Origin of the sequence: Streptomyces sp. 8L (assembly GCF_020176795.1) — a bacterium.
GTDB lineage: Bacteria > Actinomycetota > Actinomycetes > Streptomycetales > Streptomycetaceae > Streptomyces.
Map to the genome: position 1 here is coordinate 1 of NZ_JAIUKE010000275.1, position 16,774 is coordinate 16,774.

A 16,774-nucleotide genomic window follows, 5' to 3' on the forward strand; every position below is an offset into this window, starting at 1 on the left:
CCACGCACACCAGGAACACCCCGCCCGGTTCCCGCGCCTTCCAGTGCCCCACCACCGCCACCAGCAGATACGGGCACACGGCGGCCGCCAGGGCCAGCAGGGCCTCCGCCAGGGTCAGCCATCCGAGCAGCGCGAGCCGGGTGCCCAGCACGGTCGTCGCCGCGACGGCCGTCAGCCCCGGCGGGGTGTCGGCCTCCGACCGCCAGCGCCCCCGGTCGCCGAGCAGCCGGGCCGCGAAGTCGTACGCGAGCAGCAGCCACAGCGCCCCGCCGAGGGCGAGCGCGGCGCGTGAGAGCACCTCACGGCCCGTCAGGTGCAGCCCCACGGACAGGATGCAGGTCGCCATCACGCAGGCACCCGCCGCGGGCGGCAGCTCGCTCCACCACTGGCCGGGCGCCCACCGCCGGCCCGGACGGGGCTCTCGCGTCTCGAAGGTCACCGTCCCATCGCACTGCGCGGCGCCGCGCGGCGCCATCCCTTTACGCCGAAAGGTCCACACGGACGCGCGGGGGGTTCCATCCGCCGGGCGATCCGCCCTTTTTCCCCTTTGATGAGGGAGGCAACGGGCAGTGATCGCGGGTCAGGAGGTCCAGGTGCGGGACACCACGGAGGAACCGGACGGGGCGGGGGCACAGGCGCGTGCCACGAAGGAGCCGGGGGCGCTGCTGCTGAAGTCCGCGAAGTTCTTCCGGCCGGGTGACGCCTCCGAAGACCTCCACAGCCTCCGGATCACCGGCGGCCGGGACGCCGACACCTTCTACCGCGACCGGTGGAGCCACGACAAGGTCGTCAACTCCACGCACGGCGTCAACTGCACCGGCTCCTGCCGCTGGAAGGTGTACGTCAAGGACGGCATCATCACCTGGGAGACGCAGGCCACCGACTACCCCACCGTCGGCCCCGACCGGCCCGAGTACGAGCCGCGCGGCTGCCCGCGCGGCGCCGCGTTCTCCTGGTACACGTACTCGCCGACCCGCGTGCGCCACCCGTACGTCAGAGGCGTCCTGCTGGAGCTGTACCGCGAGGCGAAGGAACGGCTCACCGACCCGGTGCTCGCCTGGGCCGACATCCAGGGCGACCCGGAACGGCGCCGTGCCTATCAGCGCGCCCGCGGCAAGGGCGGCCTGGTTCGGGCGACCTGGGACGAGGCCGTCGAGATCATCGCCGCGGCGCACGTCCACACCATCAAGGCGCACGGCCCCGACCGGGTCGCGGGCTTCTCACCGATCCCCGCCATGTCGATGGTCTCCCACGCGGCGGGCGCCCGGTTCATGTCGCTGATCGGCGCCTCCATGCTGTCGTTCTACGACTGGTACGCGGATCTGCCGGTGGCGTCGCCGCAGGTGTTCGGCGACCAGACGGACGTGCCGGAGTCGGGGGACTGGTGGGACGCCGCGTATCTGATGATGTGGGGCTCGAACGTGCCGGTCACGCGGACGCCCGACGCCCACTGGATGGCCGAGGCCCGCTACCGGGGCCAGAAGGTCGTCGTCGTCTCGCCCGACTACGCGGACAACGCCAAGTTCGCCGACGAGTGGCTGCACCCGCACCCCGGCACCGACGCGGCCCTCGCCCTCGCCATGGGCCACGTGATCCTCAGGGAGTGCTTCGTCGAGCGGCGGGTGCCGTTCTTCACCGACTACGTGCGCCGCTTCACCGATCTGCCCTTCCTGGTGACGCTGGCCGAGCGCGACGGCGCGTACGTGCCGGGCAAGTTCCTGCGCTCCGCCGACCTCGGCGACACCGGGGAGGGCGCCGAGTGGAAGACCGTCGTGCTGGACGCGGCGACGGACGCGCCCGCCGTTCCCGGCGGGTCGGTCGGCTTCCGCTGGACCGAGTCGGGCAAGGGCCGCTGGAACCTCGACCTGGGCGACATCGTGCCCCGGCTGACACTGGCAGCCGACGACGGCCCTCAGACGGCAGACGCGGCGGGTACGGCGGGCGTGTCCGGTGCGGCAGACGCAGGCGGTGCGGCAGATGCGGGCGCCGCCGCCGGGGCCCGTACCGCCGAAGTGCTGCTGCCCCGCTTCGACACCGAGGGCGGCGTCCACGGCCAGGGCCGCGGCGAGATCGTCCGGCGCGGCGTGCCCGTGCGGGAGATCGGCGGACGCCTCGTCACCACCGTCTTCGACCTGCTGCTCGCGCAGTACGGGGTCGCGAGGCCCGGCCTGCCCGGCGACTGGCCCACCGGATACGACGACGCCGAAGCGCCCTGCACCCCCGCGTGGCAGCAGGTCCACACGTCCGTGCCCGCCTCGGCCTGCGTACGGATCGCCCGCGAGTTCGCGGACACCGCGGAGCAGTCCGAGGGCCGGTGCATGATCCTCATGGGCGCGGGGACCAACCACTGGTTCCACTCCGAGACCATCTACCGCGCCTTCCTCGCGCTCCTCCAGCTCACCGGCTGCCAGGGCCGCAACGGCGGCGGCTGGGCGCACTACGTCGGCCAGGAGAAGTGCCGGCCGAACACCGGCTGGGCCGCACTCGCCGCCGCCTCCGACTGGTCGAGGCCGCCCCGCCAGGCCATCGGCACCGGCTGGTTCTTCCTCCACACCGACCAGTGGCGCTACGACACGTTCTCGGCCGACGTCCTCGCCTCCCCGCTCGGCGAGGGCCGGTTCGCGGGCATGACGGGGGTCGACTGCCTCGCCCAGGCGGCCCGCACCGGCTGGATGCCCTCGTACCCCACCTTCGACCGCAACCCGCTCGACCTCGGCGACGCCGACGAACCGGTCGCCTCGGCCGTCGAAGGGCTCAGGAGCGGAGAGCTGAGGTTCGCCTGCCAGGACCCGGACGCGCCGCGGAACTGGCCGCGCGTACTGACCCTGTGGCGCGCCAACGTGCTCGGCTCGTCCGCCAAGGGCGCCGAGTACTTCACCCGGCACCTGCTCGGCACCCACTCCTCGCTGCGCGCCCGTGAGGCGCCGGAGGGCGTCCGTCCGCGCGACGTCGTGTGGCGCGAGGACGCGCCCGAGGGCAAGCTCGACCTGCTCGTCTCGCTCGACTTCCGCATGACCTCCTCGACCCTGCTGTCGGACGTCACCCTGCCGGCGGCGACCTGGTACGAGAAGCACGACCTGTCCACCACCGACATGCACCCCTACGTGCACGCGTTCACCCCGGCCATCGACCCGCCGTGGCAGGCCAGAACCGACTTCGACGCCTTCAAGGCCATCGCGGAACGCTTCAGCGAACTGGCCGCCGTCCATCTCGGCACCCGCCGCGACCTGGTCGCCTCGCCCTTCCAGCACGACACTCCCGGCGAGTTGGCGCAGCCCGGCGGGACCGCCCGCGACTGGGCGCGCGGCGACTGCGAGCCGGTGCCGGGAGCCACCCTGCCGGACCTCGCCGTCGTCGAGCGCGACTACGCCGCCGTAGGCGCCAAGTTCGCCGCGCTCGGCCCGCTCGCGGAGGACCTCGGCCTGCCGGCCAAGGGCATCGCGCTCCACCCCGGCCGGGAGGTCGAGATGCTCCGGGCGCTCAACGGCTCCGCGCACGACGGCGTCGCCGCGGGCCGCCCCCGGCTCGACACCGCCGTCAAGGCCGCCAACACCATCCTCGCGCTGTCCGGTACCACCAACGGGCGCCTCGCGGTCCAGGGCTTCCACACCCTTGAGGAACGCACCGGCCGACCCCTGGCGCACCTGGCCGAGGAACACGAAGCGACGCGGATCAGCTACGCCGACACCCAGGCCGCGCCCGTGCCGGTCATCACCAGCCCCGAGTGGTCGGGCAGCGAGTCGGGCGGCCGCCGCTACACGCCGTTCACACTCAACACCGAGCACCTCAAGCCCTGGCACACCCTGACGGGCCGCCAGCACTTCTTCCTCGACCACGACTGGGTCCACGAACTCGGCGAGGCGCTGCCCGTCTACCGGCCGCCGCTCGACATGCACCGCCTCTTCGGCGAGCCGTCCGCGGGCGCCGACGGGCAGCGCGAGGTGACGGTCCGCTTCCTCACCCCGCACAACAAGTGGTCCATCCACTCCGAGTACCAGGACAACCTGTTCATGCTGTCGCTCTCGCGCGGCGGACAGGTCGTCTGGATGGCGCCGGGCGACGCCCGCGCCATCGGCGTCAAGGACAACGACTGGATCGAGGCGGTCAACCGCAACGGCGTCGTCACCGCGCGGGCGGTCGTCTCGCACCGCATGCCGGAGGGCACCGTCTACATGCACCACGCGCAGGAGCGCACCGTGAACGTACCCAAGGCCGAGACCACCGGCAGGCGCGGCGGCACCCACAACTCGCTCACCCGCCTGATCCTCAAGCCGACCCACCTCATCGGCGGCTACGCCCAGCTCAGCTGGGCCTTCAACTACCTCGGCCCCACCGGCAACCAGCGCGACGAGATCACCGTCGTCCGCCGCCGCTCGCAGGATGTGGAGTACTGACATGCGCGTCATGGCCCAGATCGCGATGGTGATGAACCTCGACAAGTGCATCGGGTGCCACACCTGCTCCGTGACCTGCAAGGAGACATGGACCAACAGGACCGGCATGGAGTACGTCTGGTTCAACAACGTCGAGACCCGGCCCGGCCAGGGCTACCCGCGCCGCTACGAGGACCAGGAGAAGTGGCGCGGCGGCTGGGTCCTGAACCGGCGCGGGGCCCTCACCCTCAAGCAGGGCGGCAGGCTGAAGAAGCTCGCCACGATCTTCTCCAACCCGGTCCTGCCCACCCTCAAGGACTACTACGAGCCCTGGACGTACGAGTACCGCAACCTGACCGACGCGCCGCTCGGCGACGACTTCCCCGTCGCCACGCCCCGCTCCCTCGTCTCCGGCAAGCCCATGAAGATCGAGTGGAGCTCCAACTGGGACGACGACCTCGGCGGCGCGCCCGAACACGGCGGCGACGACCCGGTCGTGGCGAAGCTGCGCGACGAGATCGGCAAGAAGATCGCGTTCACCTTCGACGAGACGTTCATGTTCTACCTGCCGCGGATCTGCGAGCACTGCCTCAACCCGGCCTGCGCGGCGGCCTGCCCGTCGGGCGCCATCTACAAGCGCGAGGAGGACGGCATCGTCCTCGTCGACCAGGACGGCTGCCGGGGCTGGCGGCAGTGCGTCACCGCCTGCCCGTACAAGAAGGTGTACTTCAACCACCGCACCGGCAAGGCCGAGAAGTGCACGCTGTGCTACCCGCGCATCGAGGTCGGCCTGCCCACCGTCTGCTCCGAGACCTGCGTCGGCCGCCTGCGCTACCTCGGTGTGATCCTCTACGACGCCGACAAGGTGACCGCCGCCGCCTCCGTCCCCGACGACAAGGACCTCTACGCGGCCCAGCTGGACTGCTTCCTCGACCCCGAGGACCCCGAGGTGGCGCGTGCGGCCGAGCGCGACGGCATCGCCCACGACTGGATCGAGGCGGCCCGCCGCTCGCCGGTGCACGCCCTCATCAGCACGTACAAGGTGGCGCTCCCGCTGCACCCGGAGTACCGGACCCTGCCGATGGTCTGGTACATCCCGCCGCTGTCGCCCGTGGTCGAGGCGCTCACCGAGACGGGCTTCGACGGCGAGGACGCGGGCAACCTGTTCGGCGCCATCGACGCCCTGCGCATCCCGCTCGAATACCTCGCCGAACTGTTCACCGCCGGGGACACCGGGCCGGTGCGGGCGTCGCTGGAGAAGCTCGCCGCGATGCGCGCGTACCTGCGCAGCGTCAACCTCGGCAGGGAGCCCGACACCGCGGGCGTGCGCGCCACGGACCTGACCCTGGAGCAGGTCGACGCCCTGTACCGGCTGCTGGCCCTCGCCAAGTACGAGGAGCGGTACGTCATCCCGACCGCCGCGCTCGGCGACGCCCGGCGCCTTGAGGAGTCCGCCCTCCCCGACGACGGATGCAGCCTCGACCACGACGGCGGGCCCGGCGCCTACGAACAGGGCCCGTTCGGCGACGACTCGGGCCGCAGATCGCTGCCGCTGGTGTCGCTGGAGACCTTCCACCTGCGCAGCAGGCGCCAGCGCGCCGACAAGGAGAGCGAACTGCCGTGAACGCGCACACCCTCCCGTACGGGACCCGGATCGTGCACCAGGCCGCCGCCCACTGCCTCGCCTACCCGGACGCCGCACTGCGCGAGCGGCTCCCGCTGCTGCGGTCCGCGCTCGACGAGGCGGGCGGCCGGGCGGCGGACCTGCTGCGCCCGCTCCTCGACCACCTGGCGGCCCACGGCACCGACGCGCTGGCCGCCGGCTATGTGCGGGTCTTCGACTTCAAGAACCGGCACAGCCTCTACCTGAGCTGGTGGCGCGACGGCGACACCCGCCGCAGGGGCGCCTCCCTGGTCCGCTTCAAGCAGGCCTACCGCGAAGGGGGCCTCGACTTCCGCGGCGAGGAGCTCCCCGACTTCCTGCCCGCCGTCCTGGAGTTCTCCGCGCGCACCGGCTCGGACGCGCTGCTGCGCGAGCACCGGCCCGGCCTCGAACTCCTGCGGATCGCGCTCACCGAGGCGGACACCCCCTACGCGGGGGCGCTCGCGGCGGTCTGCGCCACCCTGCCAGGCCCCTCCCCGAAGGACCGCGCCCAGGCCCGCGCGCTCGCCGGGTCGGGGCCGCCGCGCGAGGACGTCGGCCTCGAACCGTACGGCCACACCGCCCGGCTGCCCCTGCTGTCCGACCGACGCCACTGACCGGCCCCACCGACCGGGCCCGCCCGCCGCGGGACATACCGCCGACCGGAGAGAACCCATGACCACACTGCTGTGGGGCGCGCTCCCGTACATCGTCTTCGTGCTGCTCGTCACGGGGCTCGCCTGGCGCTACCACTACGACGCGTTCGGCTGGACCACCCGCTCCTCCGAGGTGTACGAGGCGAAGCTGCTCAACGTCGCCTCACCCGTGTTCCACTACGGCATCCTCTTCGTCCTCGCCGGCCACCTCATGGGCCTGTTCGTGCCCGCGTCCTGGACGAACGCCCTCGGCCTCGGCGAGCGCGCCTACCACCTGCTCTCGCTGTACGGCGGCGGCGTGGCGGGCCTGCTCGCCGTCGCCGGCATCCTCCTGCTGATCTACCGGCGCCGCACCAACGCGCCCGTCTTCCGCGCCACCACCGCCAACGACAAGCTGATGTACGTGTTCCTGCTCGGCGCGATCGCCGCCGGGCTCGTCGCGAAGTTCACGCACTCCACGCCCAGCCGCGGCTACGACTACCGCAGCACCATCGCGCCCTGGGCCCGGAGCCTGTTCACGCTGTCGCCCGACGTCCACCTGATGGCCGAGGCGCCCCTCGCCTACCGGGTGCACGCCGTCATCGGGATGGTGCTGTTCGCGCTCATCCCGTTCACCCGGCTGGTGCACATGTTCAGCGCGCCGGTGCAGTACCTCTTCCGGCCCTACATCGTCTACCGGGCCCGTGACCCCCGCCGGCTCGGGGCCAGGGCGCGGGACGCCCGCGGCTGGGAGCGCGTCGACACCTGACCCGCTCCGGCCGGGGCCTTCACCCCGGCCGGAGCGGTGCGTTCAGGGGCGGTGCGGAGAGAGGGCGACGACCGCCTCCGAGGTGTACGTCAGGAACGTGAACGTCTCCTGGAAGTAGAGCTCCACGCTCGTCGCGTCGTGGCTCAGATAGCCGATGGACACGTCCTGGCCGATCCGCAGCTCGAAGTCGCCGCCGCGCGTCGCGAGGACGAACGCGCCGTCGATGGCCGGCGCCCAGACGATGTCGCCGTTCAGCACCCGCGACAGGTGCTCCCGGATCGGGTAGCCGTGGTCCGAGGTCTCGCTCACCAGCGTGTACGCGTCCGCGCTGAGCGCCACCGCGTAGGGCCCGCCGACACCGGCGAGCCGCAGCTCGCTGATCGCCTGGCTGATCGCGTTCGGGTAGTCGCGGGCATCGGCTGGCAGCGTGAGCGCAGGGTTGGACGAGGCCGCCCTGACACCCTCGATCCCGGCCGCCGCGTACCCCTCGAAGACCGCCCGGTCCTCGGCGTAGGCGAGCCGGCGCGCCGCGTCCTTCACCGGGTCCCAGTCGGCGTCCTGCGCACCCCGCTCCACGCTGTCGACCTGCGCGCGCGAGACCGTGAACGGGACGCGCAGCTCCACCAGCGGCTGGGCGCGGCGCAGATGGGCCCGCACCCCTTCGGCCGGCGCCTCGACCGCTTCCAGGTGGCCGGTGGGCACGGCGGCCAGCTCGGTACCCGCGGGCTCGGGCACGTCGACGAGGCGGCGGGCCGCCACATGGCGCTTGAACGTACGCCGGGCCTCGTCCTCCAGATCGGCCCAGGCTGCGGCGGAGACGGGGGCCAGTTCGCGGTGGAGGTTGTTCACTTGGCGGTGCTCCTGTTCAGATCCCCGATGCCCAGGCTCCCGTCGGCGCTGCCGCCTTCGGGGGATTCGGCACGGGTGTGGGGTAGGGGCGGTACGGGCTGCCGCGCCGAGTCCGGCGACGGGGGCTCGGGCAGGTCGTCGAGGAAGTCCGCGGACGGTGCGAAGAACAGCGTGCCCGTGACCGCGGTGGAGAAGTCCAGGATGCGGTCGTGGGTCGCCGCGGCCGTGCCGAGGAACATGTTGCGCAGCATCTGCTCGGTGACCTCGGGCGTGCGCGCGTAGCCGATGAAGTACGTGCCGAACTCGTCGTGCCCCGGGCTGCCGAACGGCATGTTGTCCCGCAGGATCTGCTGCTCCTCGCCGTCCTCGCCGGTCACGGTGTTCAGCGCGACGTGCGAGGCGGGCTCGTCCAGCTCGACGTTGGTGAGCTTGCGCCGGCCGATGACCTTCTCCTGCGCCTCGACCGGCAGCGCGTTCCACGCCTGGAGATCGTGCAGGTACTTCTGCACGATCACATAGCTGCCACCCGCGAAGTCCGCGTCCTCGCCGCCGACCAGGACCGCCTCGCCCGCCGCCCTGCCCTCCGGGTTCTCCGTGCCGTCCACGAACCCCATCAGGTCGCGCACGTCGTGGTACTTGAACCCCTGCACCTCGTCCACGACCGTGACATGGCCCCGCAGCCGGTCCATGATCTCGGCGGCCAGGCCGAAGCAGAGGTCCTGACGGGTCGCCCGGAGGTGGAACAGCAGGTCGCCCGGGGTGGCGGGGGCCCGGGGGCGGGGGCCCCCGAGCTCCTTGAACGGGTGCAGCTCCGCCGGGCGGGGGCCGTCGAACAGCCGCTCCCAGACCGCGGAACCGATGCCGGCGACGCAGCTGAGGTGGCCGTCCGGCGCGCCGAAGCCGAAACTGCGCCGCAGGCCCGGCAGGTCGGCCAGCAGGTCGCGCACCGGCAGCTCGCCGCCCTCGTCGACCGTGGCGACCAGGAAGATCGCCGAGGTGGTGAGCGGACTCAGCACCGGTTGCGGCTCCGGTGCTCCGGATGGTTCGGCCGTCACGTCCGCTCTCCTGTCTCCTCGTGCCCAGGGTGCACGCCCTGCCCGCGGACCACTCCGCACCCAGGTGCCTTCCCGGCTCGGCCCGATCCTAAAGGCCCCGCCCCGGCCCGGCTCCTCAGCCCGCGACGCGCCGCACCCGCACGGTGTTGTCGGTGCGTTGCACCCGGGTGCCGTCCGGCGCGGTCTGGACGCGTCCGTGGTCCTCGCAGCGCTCGACCTTCCACTCGCCCTCGGCGAGCCGCAGCTGCGCGAGCACCTCCCGCGGGGTCGGCAGGACGACGTCGGGGTGTCCGTGGTCCTCCTCCCAGGGCGCGCCGCCGGAGTGGCCCGTGATCAGCAGCACCCCGCCGGGCGCCACCGCGGCGGCCGCCCTGCGCAGGATGTCCTCGCGCGGCAGCTCGCCCTCGGAGTGCAGGAACTGAGCGGACACCAGGTCGAACTCGCCCTCCGGGAACGTGGCGCTCAGATCGTGCCACTGCCAGTCGATCCGGTCGCCGGCACCGGCCTGCGCCGCGTGCCGCTCCGCCCGCCCGAGCGCGACCCGCGAGATGTCCACGGCGGTCACGTCCCAGCCGCGCCCCGCGAGCCACACCGCGTCCCCTCCCTCGCCGCAGGCCAGGTCGAGCGCGCGGCCCGGCGGCAGGTCGGAGACCTCACGCACCAGCTCGGCGTTGGGCTCGCCGCTCCAGACGCGCTCGCTCTGCGCGTACCGCGCGTCCCAGAACTCCCGCAGCGTCGTCGCCCCGGCGCCGGGTCCTTCGCGGTGGGTGACCGCGGCCTCCGCCGGCCCGGACCCGGCCGCCCTGCGGGCGGCGCCGGCGGCCGCCGTGTCCGCCGCGACGAGGTCGGCGTTGATCGCCGCGCCCGCCCGTACACCGGCGGCGGCCGCGCCGATGACCTGCTCGGTGAGGGAGGTCACATTGCCCGCCACCCACACGCCCGGCACCTCTGTCGCGCCCGTCGCGTCGGACGCCACGTAGGTGCCGACGAGGTGCCCCGCCATGACCTGCTCGGTCTCGGCCAGGCCGAGGCCCCTGAGCAGGGCCGCGCGGGCGGTGAACCGCGGAGCGACCGCCAGCGCGCTCCGCGCGGTGACCCGGTCGCCGGTCCTGACGCCGGTCAGCCGGCCGTCGGTGACCTCAAGACCCGTCACCTCGCCGTCCACGACGGCGATCCCGCGCGCCGCGAGCCGCTCGTACGCCTCGTCGTCGAACTCCGGCGCGGTGTGCGCGAACAGCGTCACGTCCTCGCTCCACTGCCGCCACAGCAGCGCCTGGTGCACGGCCAGCGGGCCGGTGGCGAGAACGCCGATCGGTGTGTCGCGGACCTCCCAGCCGTGGCAGTACGGGCAGTGCAGGACGTCCGCGCCGAACCGCTCGGCGAGCCCGGGCACGCCGGGCAGCTCGTCCACCAGGCCGGTCGCCACCAGCAGGCGCCGCGCCACCGTCTCGGTGCCGTCCTCCCGTACGACCAGGAAGCCGTCCGCCTCCGCCGCGGGCAGCCGGTGGGCCGACGCCACGGTGCCGGTCACGACGGTGGCGCCGTAGCTCTCCACCTCGGCCCGGCCGAGGGCGGCCAGCTCGGCGGGCGGCGTGCCCTCGCGGCCGGGATAGGCGTGGACGTGGCCCGCGGGCGCGTTGCGTGGCGCGCCGCCGTCGATCACCAGGACCGAGCGGCGGGCCCGGGCCAGGGCCAGCGCGCCGCCGAGGCCGGCCGCGCCGCCGCCGATCACCACCGTATCGACATGCTCCCTCTGTGCCGACATGTCTCTCTCCTCCTCCTTGTGTGGCTACGGCCTTTTCGCCGGGCCGGGCCGATGGGGGAGATGGTGGAACGGCCGTCGAGCGTTTGACAAATGTTCTTGCCGAGTCGGCAAATAGAGGTATGGCTGAAGACGACCTCGCCCGGGTGCTGACCGCGGTGGGCCCCCGGCTGCGGGAGCTGCGGCGGAAGCAGGGCATCACCCTCGCCGCAGTCAGCGAGACCACCGGCATCTCGCTGAGCACGCTGTCCCGGCTGGAATCCGGCGGGCGCAAGCCGACCCTGGAGCTCCTCCTGCCGCTCTCGAAGACGTACGGGGTGCCGCTCGACGAACTCGTCGCCGCCCCTGACACCGACGACCCGCGCATCAGGCCCCGCCCGTTCGTACGGCACGGCACCACGTTCGTACCGCTCACGCGGCACCTCGGCGGGCTCCTCGCGTACAAGCAGATCGTCCCGCCCCGCCCGGCCGAGTCCCGGGACGAGAAGCCGGAACAGCGCAGCCACGAGGGCTACGAGTGGCTGTACATCCTGTCCGGGCGGCTACGCCTGGTGCTGGGCGACCACGACCTGGTGCTGGGTGCGGGCGAGGCCGCCGAGTTCGACACCCGCACCCCGCACGGCTTCGTCAACGTGGGCGACCGGCCGGTGGAGTTCCTCACGCTGTTCGGACGCCAGGGCGAGCGCATGCACGTCAGGGCGCGCCCGTCCGACCAGGGCTGAGCGCGCCCCCGGCGGCGGTACTACGGGCGCAGGACCATCAGTACGGCGACGACGACCCACAGCAGGTTGAAGATCCCCGCCAGCATGGCGAGCCTGCCCGGCGCGGCGGCCGACGCGGTGGCAGGGGCGCCCGCGAGCGCGCCCTCGGCCGCCACCGCTCCTGGCACCGGGGCCTCCGCGCCGCCGCCGCCGGCCAGCGCGTCGAGCGCGCTCTGCTGCGCGGGCAGCAGGAAGACCAGCACGCCCGCCGCCACCACTGTCAGCACGATCGACGCGACGAGCCAGGGCTTCCCGAGCCCGCCGTGCATGCTCGCGAGGCCGAAGCCGAAGACCGGTACCGCGATGGAGACGGCGGCGTACACCCGGCATATCCGGCCCAGGACTCCCAGCGCGCCACGCGCGTCGGCGGCGTCGCCGCCCGCCAGGGCGCGGCGCAGGACCGAGGGGAACATGCTCGACGCGACCATCACCGGGCCGAGCCCGATCACCACGGCCAGGATGTGCAGGACGAGGAGGAGTTTCGACATGGCCCCGAGGCTAGCGGGGGGCATCAGGGGCCCCCACCGCCGGGACTGCCGCTCTCGCGGCGGGGCAGTCGTGCGATGCTGGACCGAACTCTGACCATGGCCGGAAAGAGGGTGCAGGGGAGACGATGGCAGCGACGCGAGGGGCCTCGGGACGGGCCAGGACCCGGATCTGGGACCGCTTCTCGGCATCCGACCCCGGACTCATCCGGCTGATGGCCGCACTGCGCACCGTCGGCTCCATCGTGCTCACCCTCGGCGTGCTCGCCGCTCTGCACACCCAGGTCATCCATCTGGTGGCCGGTGCGATGGGCGCCATGGTGGCCACCTTCGCCATCCGCGAGAAGGAGCAGCCCAAGCAGGCACTCACACTGGCTCTCGGCCTGGTCATGGCGCTGGTCTCGGTGTCGCTCGGCGCTCTGCTCGGCCGTCAGATCGTCCTCAGCGACCTGGTGTTCCTCGCACTGATCTTCTGCGCCGTGTACGCCCGCAGATTCGGTGACCGCGGCTACACGATCGGCCTCTTCGGCTTCCAGTTCTACTTCGTGTCGCTCTTCGTCCACGCGACGCTCCCCGCACTGCCGCAGCTGTGGCTGACCCTGGCCATCGCCTTCGCGTGCGCCGCGGTCTCCCGCTTCCTGCTCGTACGGCAGACCACGGCCGGCACCCTCGGCCGCCTGCGCACCGCCTTCAGGGCCCGGCTCGCCCAACTCGTCGCGATCCAGATCGACATGTTCGACGCGGACCCGGAGGACCTGGAGAAGGTCCTCGTCGACCTGCGGCGGCACACCGCCCGGCTGCACGAGGCCGCGCTGATGATCCAGGGCAGGCTCGGCGACAACCCCGACGACGCCGCCACCGCGGACGTCCTGCAACGCCGCGTCGCCGACGCCGAGATCACCTCGGAGCGCCTCGGCATGCTGCTGCTGAACGCCCGCAGCGCGGAGCGCGCGGACACCCTCACCCTGCACCTGCCGAACGCCCCCGTGCCCGCGCAGCCCGCGACCGGCCTCGGCGCGGACACCACGGTGATCCTGCGCCGCGACCTCAGGGCGCTGCACCTGCTGATCACCCGGCTCGGCCCCGAGCACCGCGGCACCGCGCAGAACCGCCTGAGGAACCGGCTCCTCGGCTACCGCGACGAGGAGAACCTGCCGTCGGGGCCGCCCGCCGTACAGGACGTGTTCCGCGGCATCGGCGAGGCGACGCGCGCCGTGCTCGGCCTCAGGATCGCCCTCGACGGCCCCGGCGACGAGTCCGACGACACCGCGGAGGCGACCAGGTCGCGCGAGGAGTTCGAGGCCGAGGAGGTCTCCGCGGGCAGCGCCGTCGAGCCCGTCGAGGCCGAGCAGACCGGGCTGCGGCGGCGCTCCACCCGGGCCGCCTTCCAGGTGTCCGCGGGGTCGGTACTGGCCATGATCGGCGGCGAGTTCCTCTCCGACCAGCGCTGGTACTGGGCGGTCCTGACCTGCTGGGTCGTCTTTTTGAACACCTCCTCGACGGGCGAGATCCTGGTCAAGGGCTACCGGCGCCTCATCGGCACCATGAGCGGCGTGGTCTGCGGTGTCGTGCTCGCGGGCCTCGTCGGCAACCACACCTGGACCGCGTTCGGCCTGGTGCTGCTGTGCATCTTCGGCATGTTCTTCACCGCGCCGCTGAGCTACGCGCTGATGTCCTTCTTCGTCACATCCATGCTCGGCGTGCTCTACACGCTGCTGCACACCTACAGCGTCTCCGTGCTCATCCTGCGGATCGAGGAGACCGCCCTGGGCGCCGCCTGCGGCATCATCGCGGCCCTGATCGTCCTGCCCGTCCAGACCGACCGCAGGACGGACCAGCTGCTGCGCACGGTGCTGCTGCGGCTCGGCGACGTGGCGTCGGCCGCCGTCACCCAGCTCAGCGGCGGGCCCACCGCAGACCTGCTCGACATGGCGCGCGACCTCGACACCGCGCTGGACGACCTGCGCCGCTCCGTCCAGCCCCTCACCCACCCCTTCACCCCGCTGCGGGAGCGCCGGCAGACGGCCCGCTACCTCGTGGCGCTGCTGGAGAGCTGCGCCTACCACGCCCGATCGCTGGCCGCGACCGCCGAACTCGTCCCGTACAGCAAGCGGATCGCCGCCGATCCCCGGCTCGCCGGGGCCGGGGACCGCATCGCGCACAACATCACCGTCCTCGCGGCCCGCGTCGCCGACGAGCAGACCGCGGGTGAGATCGAGTCGGGCGCCAGCATCGCCTCGATGCTGGAGGAGACCGACCCGGCGGCGCTGCGCAGCGGGACGGTCACCTTCCGGGTCCTGCGGCACTTGCAGCGCCTGGACGAGGGCGTGATGGGCCTGGCCCGCCCGCTGGACGTGCCGCTGGCCACCCCGGAGGAGCGGCGGGGCCGCCGGACGGCCGCCTGAGGCGCACCCGGCGAGCGCGGTGCCGCCGGCCGAGGACTCACGGGCGCGCCCGCGCCACGCGCCCGCCCCACGCGCCCGTGGCCGCGAGATCCCCGGCCGGGGTTCGCCCGTCAGGAGCCCAGCGCCGCCGCGACCACCGCCTTGGCCTCCTCCTGCACACGGGCCAGGTGGCCGGGGCCCTGGAAGGACTCCGCGTAGATCTTGTACACGTCCTCCGTGCCCGAAGGGCGCGCCGCGAACCACGCGGACTCCGTGGTGACCTTGATGCCGCCGATGGCCGCTCCGTTGCCCGGCGTCTCGGTGAGCACGCCCGTGACCGGCTCACCCGCGAGCCGGTCCGCGGAGACCTGCTCCGGCGAGAGCTTCGCGAGGACCGCCTTCTCCTCCCGGGTGGCCGGCGCGTCGATGCGCGCGTACGCAGGTGCACCGAACCGGTCCGTCAGTTCCCCGTAGTGCTCGGACGGCGTCCGGCCCGTCACCGCGAGGATCTCGGACGCCAGCAGCGCCAGGATGATGCCGTCCTTGTCCGTCGTCCACACCGAGCCGTCCCTGCGCAGGAAGGACGCGCCGGCCGACTCCTCGCCGCCGAACCCGATCGACCCGTCCACCAGCCCGTCCACGAACCACTTGAAGCCGACCGGCACTTCCACGAGACGCCGCCCGAGGTCCGCCGCGACCCGGTCGATCATCGAGGACGACACCAGCGTCTTGCCGATCCCGAGGCCCGCCGCCCAGCCGTCGCGGTGCCCGTACAGGTACTGGATCGCCGTGGCCAGGTAGTGGTTCGGGTTCATCAGGCCCGCGTCCGGCGTGACGATGCCGTGGCGGTCGGAGTCCGCGTCGTTGCCCGTCGCGATCTGGAAGCGCTCCCGCTGCTCGATGAGCGAGGCCATCGCGTACGGCGACGAGCAGTCCATGCGGATCTTGCCGTCCCAGTCCAGCGTCATGAACCGCCAGGTCGGGTCCGCCAGCGGGTTGACGACCGTCAGATCGAGCCGGTGCTCCTCGGCGATCCGCCCCCAGTAGGCCACGGACGCCCCGCCGAGCGGGTCTGCGCCGATCCGCACGCCCGCCGCGCGCACCGCGTCGAGGTCGAGCACCGACGGCAGGTCCGCCACGTAGGTGCCCAGGAAGTCGTACCGCCCCGTGGTGGCGGCCGCCAGCGCGCGGGTGTACGGCACGCGCCGCACGTCCGTCAGGCCGCCCGCGATGATCTCGTTCGCCCGGTCCTGGACCCAGCCGGTGGCGTCCGAACCCGCGGGGCCGCCGCTCGGCGGGTTGTACTTGAACCCGCCGTCCGACGGGGGGTTGTGCGACGGCGTCACCACGACGCCGTCCGCGAGCCCCGAGGTCCTGCCGCGGTTGTACGCCAGGATCGCGTGCGACACCGCGGGCGTCGGCGTGTACCCGTCCGCCGCGTCGATCAGCAGCTCCACCCCGTTGGCCGCGAACACCTCCGTCGCTGTGACCTTCGCGGGCTCCGACAGGGCATGGGTGTCGGCGCCGAGGAACAGCGGCCCGCCGATGCCCTGCCCGGCGCGGTACTCGCAGATGGCCTGGCTGGTCGCGGCGATGTGGTCCTCGTTGAACGCTGTCGCGAACGACGAGCCGCGGTGGCCCGACGTCCCGAACGCGACCCGCTGGTCCGGCTCCGCCGGGTCCGGGTGCAGCGCGTAGTACGCGGTCACCAGCCGGGCGACATCCGTCAGGTCCTCCGGCTCGGCCGGCCGACCCGCTCGCTCGTGTGCCATCTGCCCACTCCTCCGTCTCGGTCGTCCCGCGATCGATCTGTCGCCCCATCTTCTCAAGCCGTGCCCCGACCAGGCGCGCTTTGTCCACAGGGTCGGTCTGACCATGTGATCGATTGCTGGCGTGGTGCGCGGCTGACCGGTGCGACTCCGGGTACGGATGGGACGAGGCCGGGCACGGAAGGGTGGGAGGACGCTTGTGACCATGTACCCGGACGACGCTCACCACCCCGACGACGCCCGCGCCCGCCGCCCTGAGGGCCGCGACCGTCCCCGTACCCCTCGCGCAC

The 16,774-nt window shown here is 72.9% G+C and carries 11 protein-coding genes and 1 pseudogene; 6 read left to right on the forward strand and 6 right to left on the reverse strand.

Going from position 1 to position 16,774, the window contains the following annotated elements; all coding sequences use genetic code 11:
• A pseudogene (locus LCE31_RS22295) lies at nucleotides 1–439 on the reverse strand (hypothetical protein); the annotation flags it as partial.
• A gap of 223 nt (nucleotides 440–662) precedes the next feature.
• Here LCE31_RS22295 and LCE31_RS22300 point away from each other — a divergent pair.
• From LCE31_RS22300 to narI, 4 genes are read left to right on the forward strand one after another with little or no spacing between them, the layout of a single operon-like run.
• Nucleotides 663–4,394, forward strand: a complete 3,732-nt coding sequence (locus tag LCE31_RS22300) for a nitrate reductase subunit alpha (protein WP_225016858.1) — start codon at nucleotides 663–665, stop codon at nucleotides 4,392–4,394.
• Nucleotide 4,395: 1 nt separating this feature from the next.
• Entirely contained in the window at nucleotides 4,396–5,997 is a 1,602-nt protein-coding gene (gene narH / locus LCE31_RS22305; RefSeq protein WP_225016839.1) for a nitrate reductase subunit beta, read from the forward strand.
• On the forward strand, nucleotides 5,994–6,632 hold the full coding sequence (gene narJ / locus LCE31_RS22310; protein ID WP_225016841.1) for a nitrate reductase molybdenum cofactor assembly chaperone: 639 nt from the start codon (nucleotides 5,994–5,996) through the stop codon (nucleotides 6,630–6,632). Before narH ends, narJ begins: the two co-directional genes overlap by 4 nt.
• 58 nt (nucleotides 6,633–6,690) lie before the next feature.
• The gene (gene narI, locus LCE31_RS22315; protein WP_225016843.1) at nucleotides 6,691–7,419 is read left to right on the forward strand and encodes a respiratory nitrate reductase subunit gamma; all 729 of its coding nucleotides are present in this window, start codon (nucleotides 6,691–6,693) and stop codon (nucleotides 7,417–7,419) included.
• 42 nt (nucleotides 7,420–7,461) lie between these two features.
• Here the strand turns inward: narI and LCE31_RS22320 are convergent, their stop codons facing one another.
• The 3 genes from LCE31_RS22320 to LCE31_RS40920 all read right to left on the reverse strand — a co-directional run bounded on the left by LCE31_RS22320 (nucleotide 7,462) and on the right by LCE31_RS40920 (nucleotide 11,088).
• On the reverse strand, nucleotides 7,462–8,268 hold the full coding sequence (locus LCE31_RS22320) for a family 1 encapsulin nanocompartment shell protein (protein ID WP_225016845.1): 807 nt from the start codon (nucleotides 8,266–8,268) through the stop codon (nucleotides 7,462–7,464).
• Nucleotides 8,265–9,323 carry a Dyp-type peroxidase gene (locus tag LCE31_RS22325; RefSeq protein ID WP_225016847.1) on the reverse strand — a complete coding sequence of 353 codons (1,059 nt, stop codon included), beginning with the start codon at nucleotides 9,321–9,323 and terminating at the stop codon, nucleotides 8,265–8,267. Before LCE31_RS22325 ends, LCE31_RS22320 begins: the two co-directional genes overlap by 4 nt.
• 115 nt (nucleotides 9,324–9,438) lie before the next feature.
• On the reverse strand, nucleotides 9,439–11,088 hold the full coding sequence (locus tag LCE31_RS40920; RefSeq protein ID WP_308042292.1) for an FAD-dependent oxidoreductase: 1,650 nt from the start codon (nucleotides 11,086–11,088) through the stop codon (nucleotides 9,439–9,441).
• Between the two features lie 119 nt (nucleotides 11,089–11,207).
• Between LCE31_RS40920 and LCE31_RS22340 the strand changes: the two genes are divergently transcribed.
• Nucleotides 11,208–11,807, forward strand: coding sequence for a helix-turn-helix domain-containing protein (locus LCE31_RS22340; RefSeq protein ID WP_225016850.1), 600 nt, complete (start codon nucleotides 11,208–11,210; stop codon nucleotides 11,805–11,807).
• Nucleotides 11,808–11,827: 20 nt separating this feature from the next.
• Here the strand turns inward: LCE31_RS22340 and LCE31_RS22345 are convergent, their stop codons facing one another.
• A complete protein-coding gene (locus LCE31_RS22345) occupies nucleotides 11,828–12,334 on the reverse strand; it encodes a hypothetical protein (RefSeq protein ID WP_225016852.1) in 507 nt (168 codons plus the stop codon).
• 125 nt (nucleotides 12,335–12,459) lie between these two features.
• On the opposite strand from LCE31_RS22345, the gene LCE31_RS22350 reads away from it, so the two are divergent.
• Complete coding sequence (locus LCE31_RS22350; protein WP_225016853.1) at nucleotides 12,460–14,736, forward strand: FUSC family protein; 2,277 nt, start codon at nucleotides 12,460–12,462, stop codon at nucleotides 14,734–14,736.
• Between the two features lie 110 nt (nucleotides 14,737–14,846).
• Here the strand turns inward: LCE31_RS22350 and pgm are convergent, their stop codons facing one another.
• Complete coding sequence (pgm, locus tag LCE31_RS22355) at nucleotides 14,847–16,487, reverse strand: phosphoglucomutase (alpha-D-glucose-1,6-bisphosphate-dependent) (RefSeq protein ID WP_225016855.1); 1,641 nt, start codon at nucleotides 16,485–16,487, stop codon at nucleotides 14,847–14,849.
• Nucleotides 16,488–16,774 lie beyond the last annotated feature (287 nt).

What these genes read in the sequence shown, in the direction of transcription:
- LCE31_RS40920 (WP_308042292.1), bottom strand. Translation starts at nt 11,088, where the DNA reads ATGTCGGCACAGAGGGAGCATGTCGATACGGTGGTGATCGGCGGCGGC.
- narH (WP_225016839.1), top strand. Translation starts at nt 4,396, where the DNA reads ATGCGCGTCATGGCCCAGATCGCGATGGTGATGAACCTCGACAAGTGC.
- LCE31_RS22340 (WP_225016850.1), top strand. Translation starts at nt 11,208, where the DNA reads ATGGCTGAAGACGACCTCGCCCGGGTGCTGACCGCGGTGGGCCCCCGG.
- LCE31_RS22345 (WP_225016852.1), bottom strand. Translation starts at nt 12,334, where the DNA reads ATGTCGAAACTCCTCCTCGTCCTGCACATCCTGGCCGTGGTGATCGGG.
- LCE31_RS22350 (WP_225016853.1), top strand. Translation starts at nt 12,460, where the DNA reads ATGGCAGCGACGCGAGGGGCCTCGGGACGGGCCAGGACCCGGATCTGG.
- pgm (WP_225016855.1), bottom strand. Translation starts at nt 16,487, where the DNA reads ATGGCACACGAGCGAGCGGGTCGGCCGGCCGAGCCGGAGGACCTGACG.
- narI (WP_225016843.1), top strand. Translation starts at nt 6,691, where the DNA reads ATGACCACACTGCTGTGGGGCGCGCTCCCGTACATCGTCTTCGTGCTG.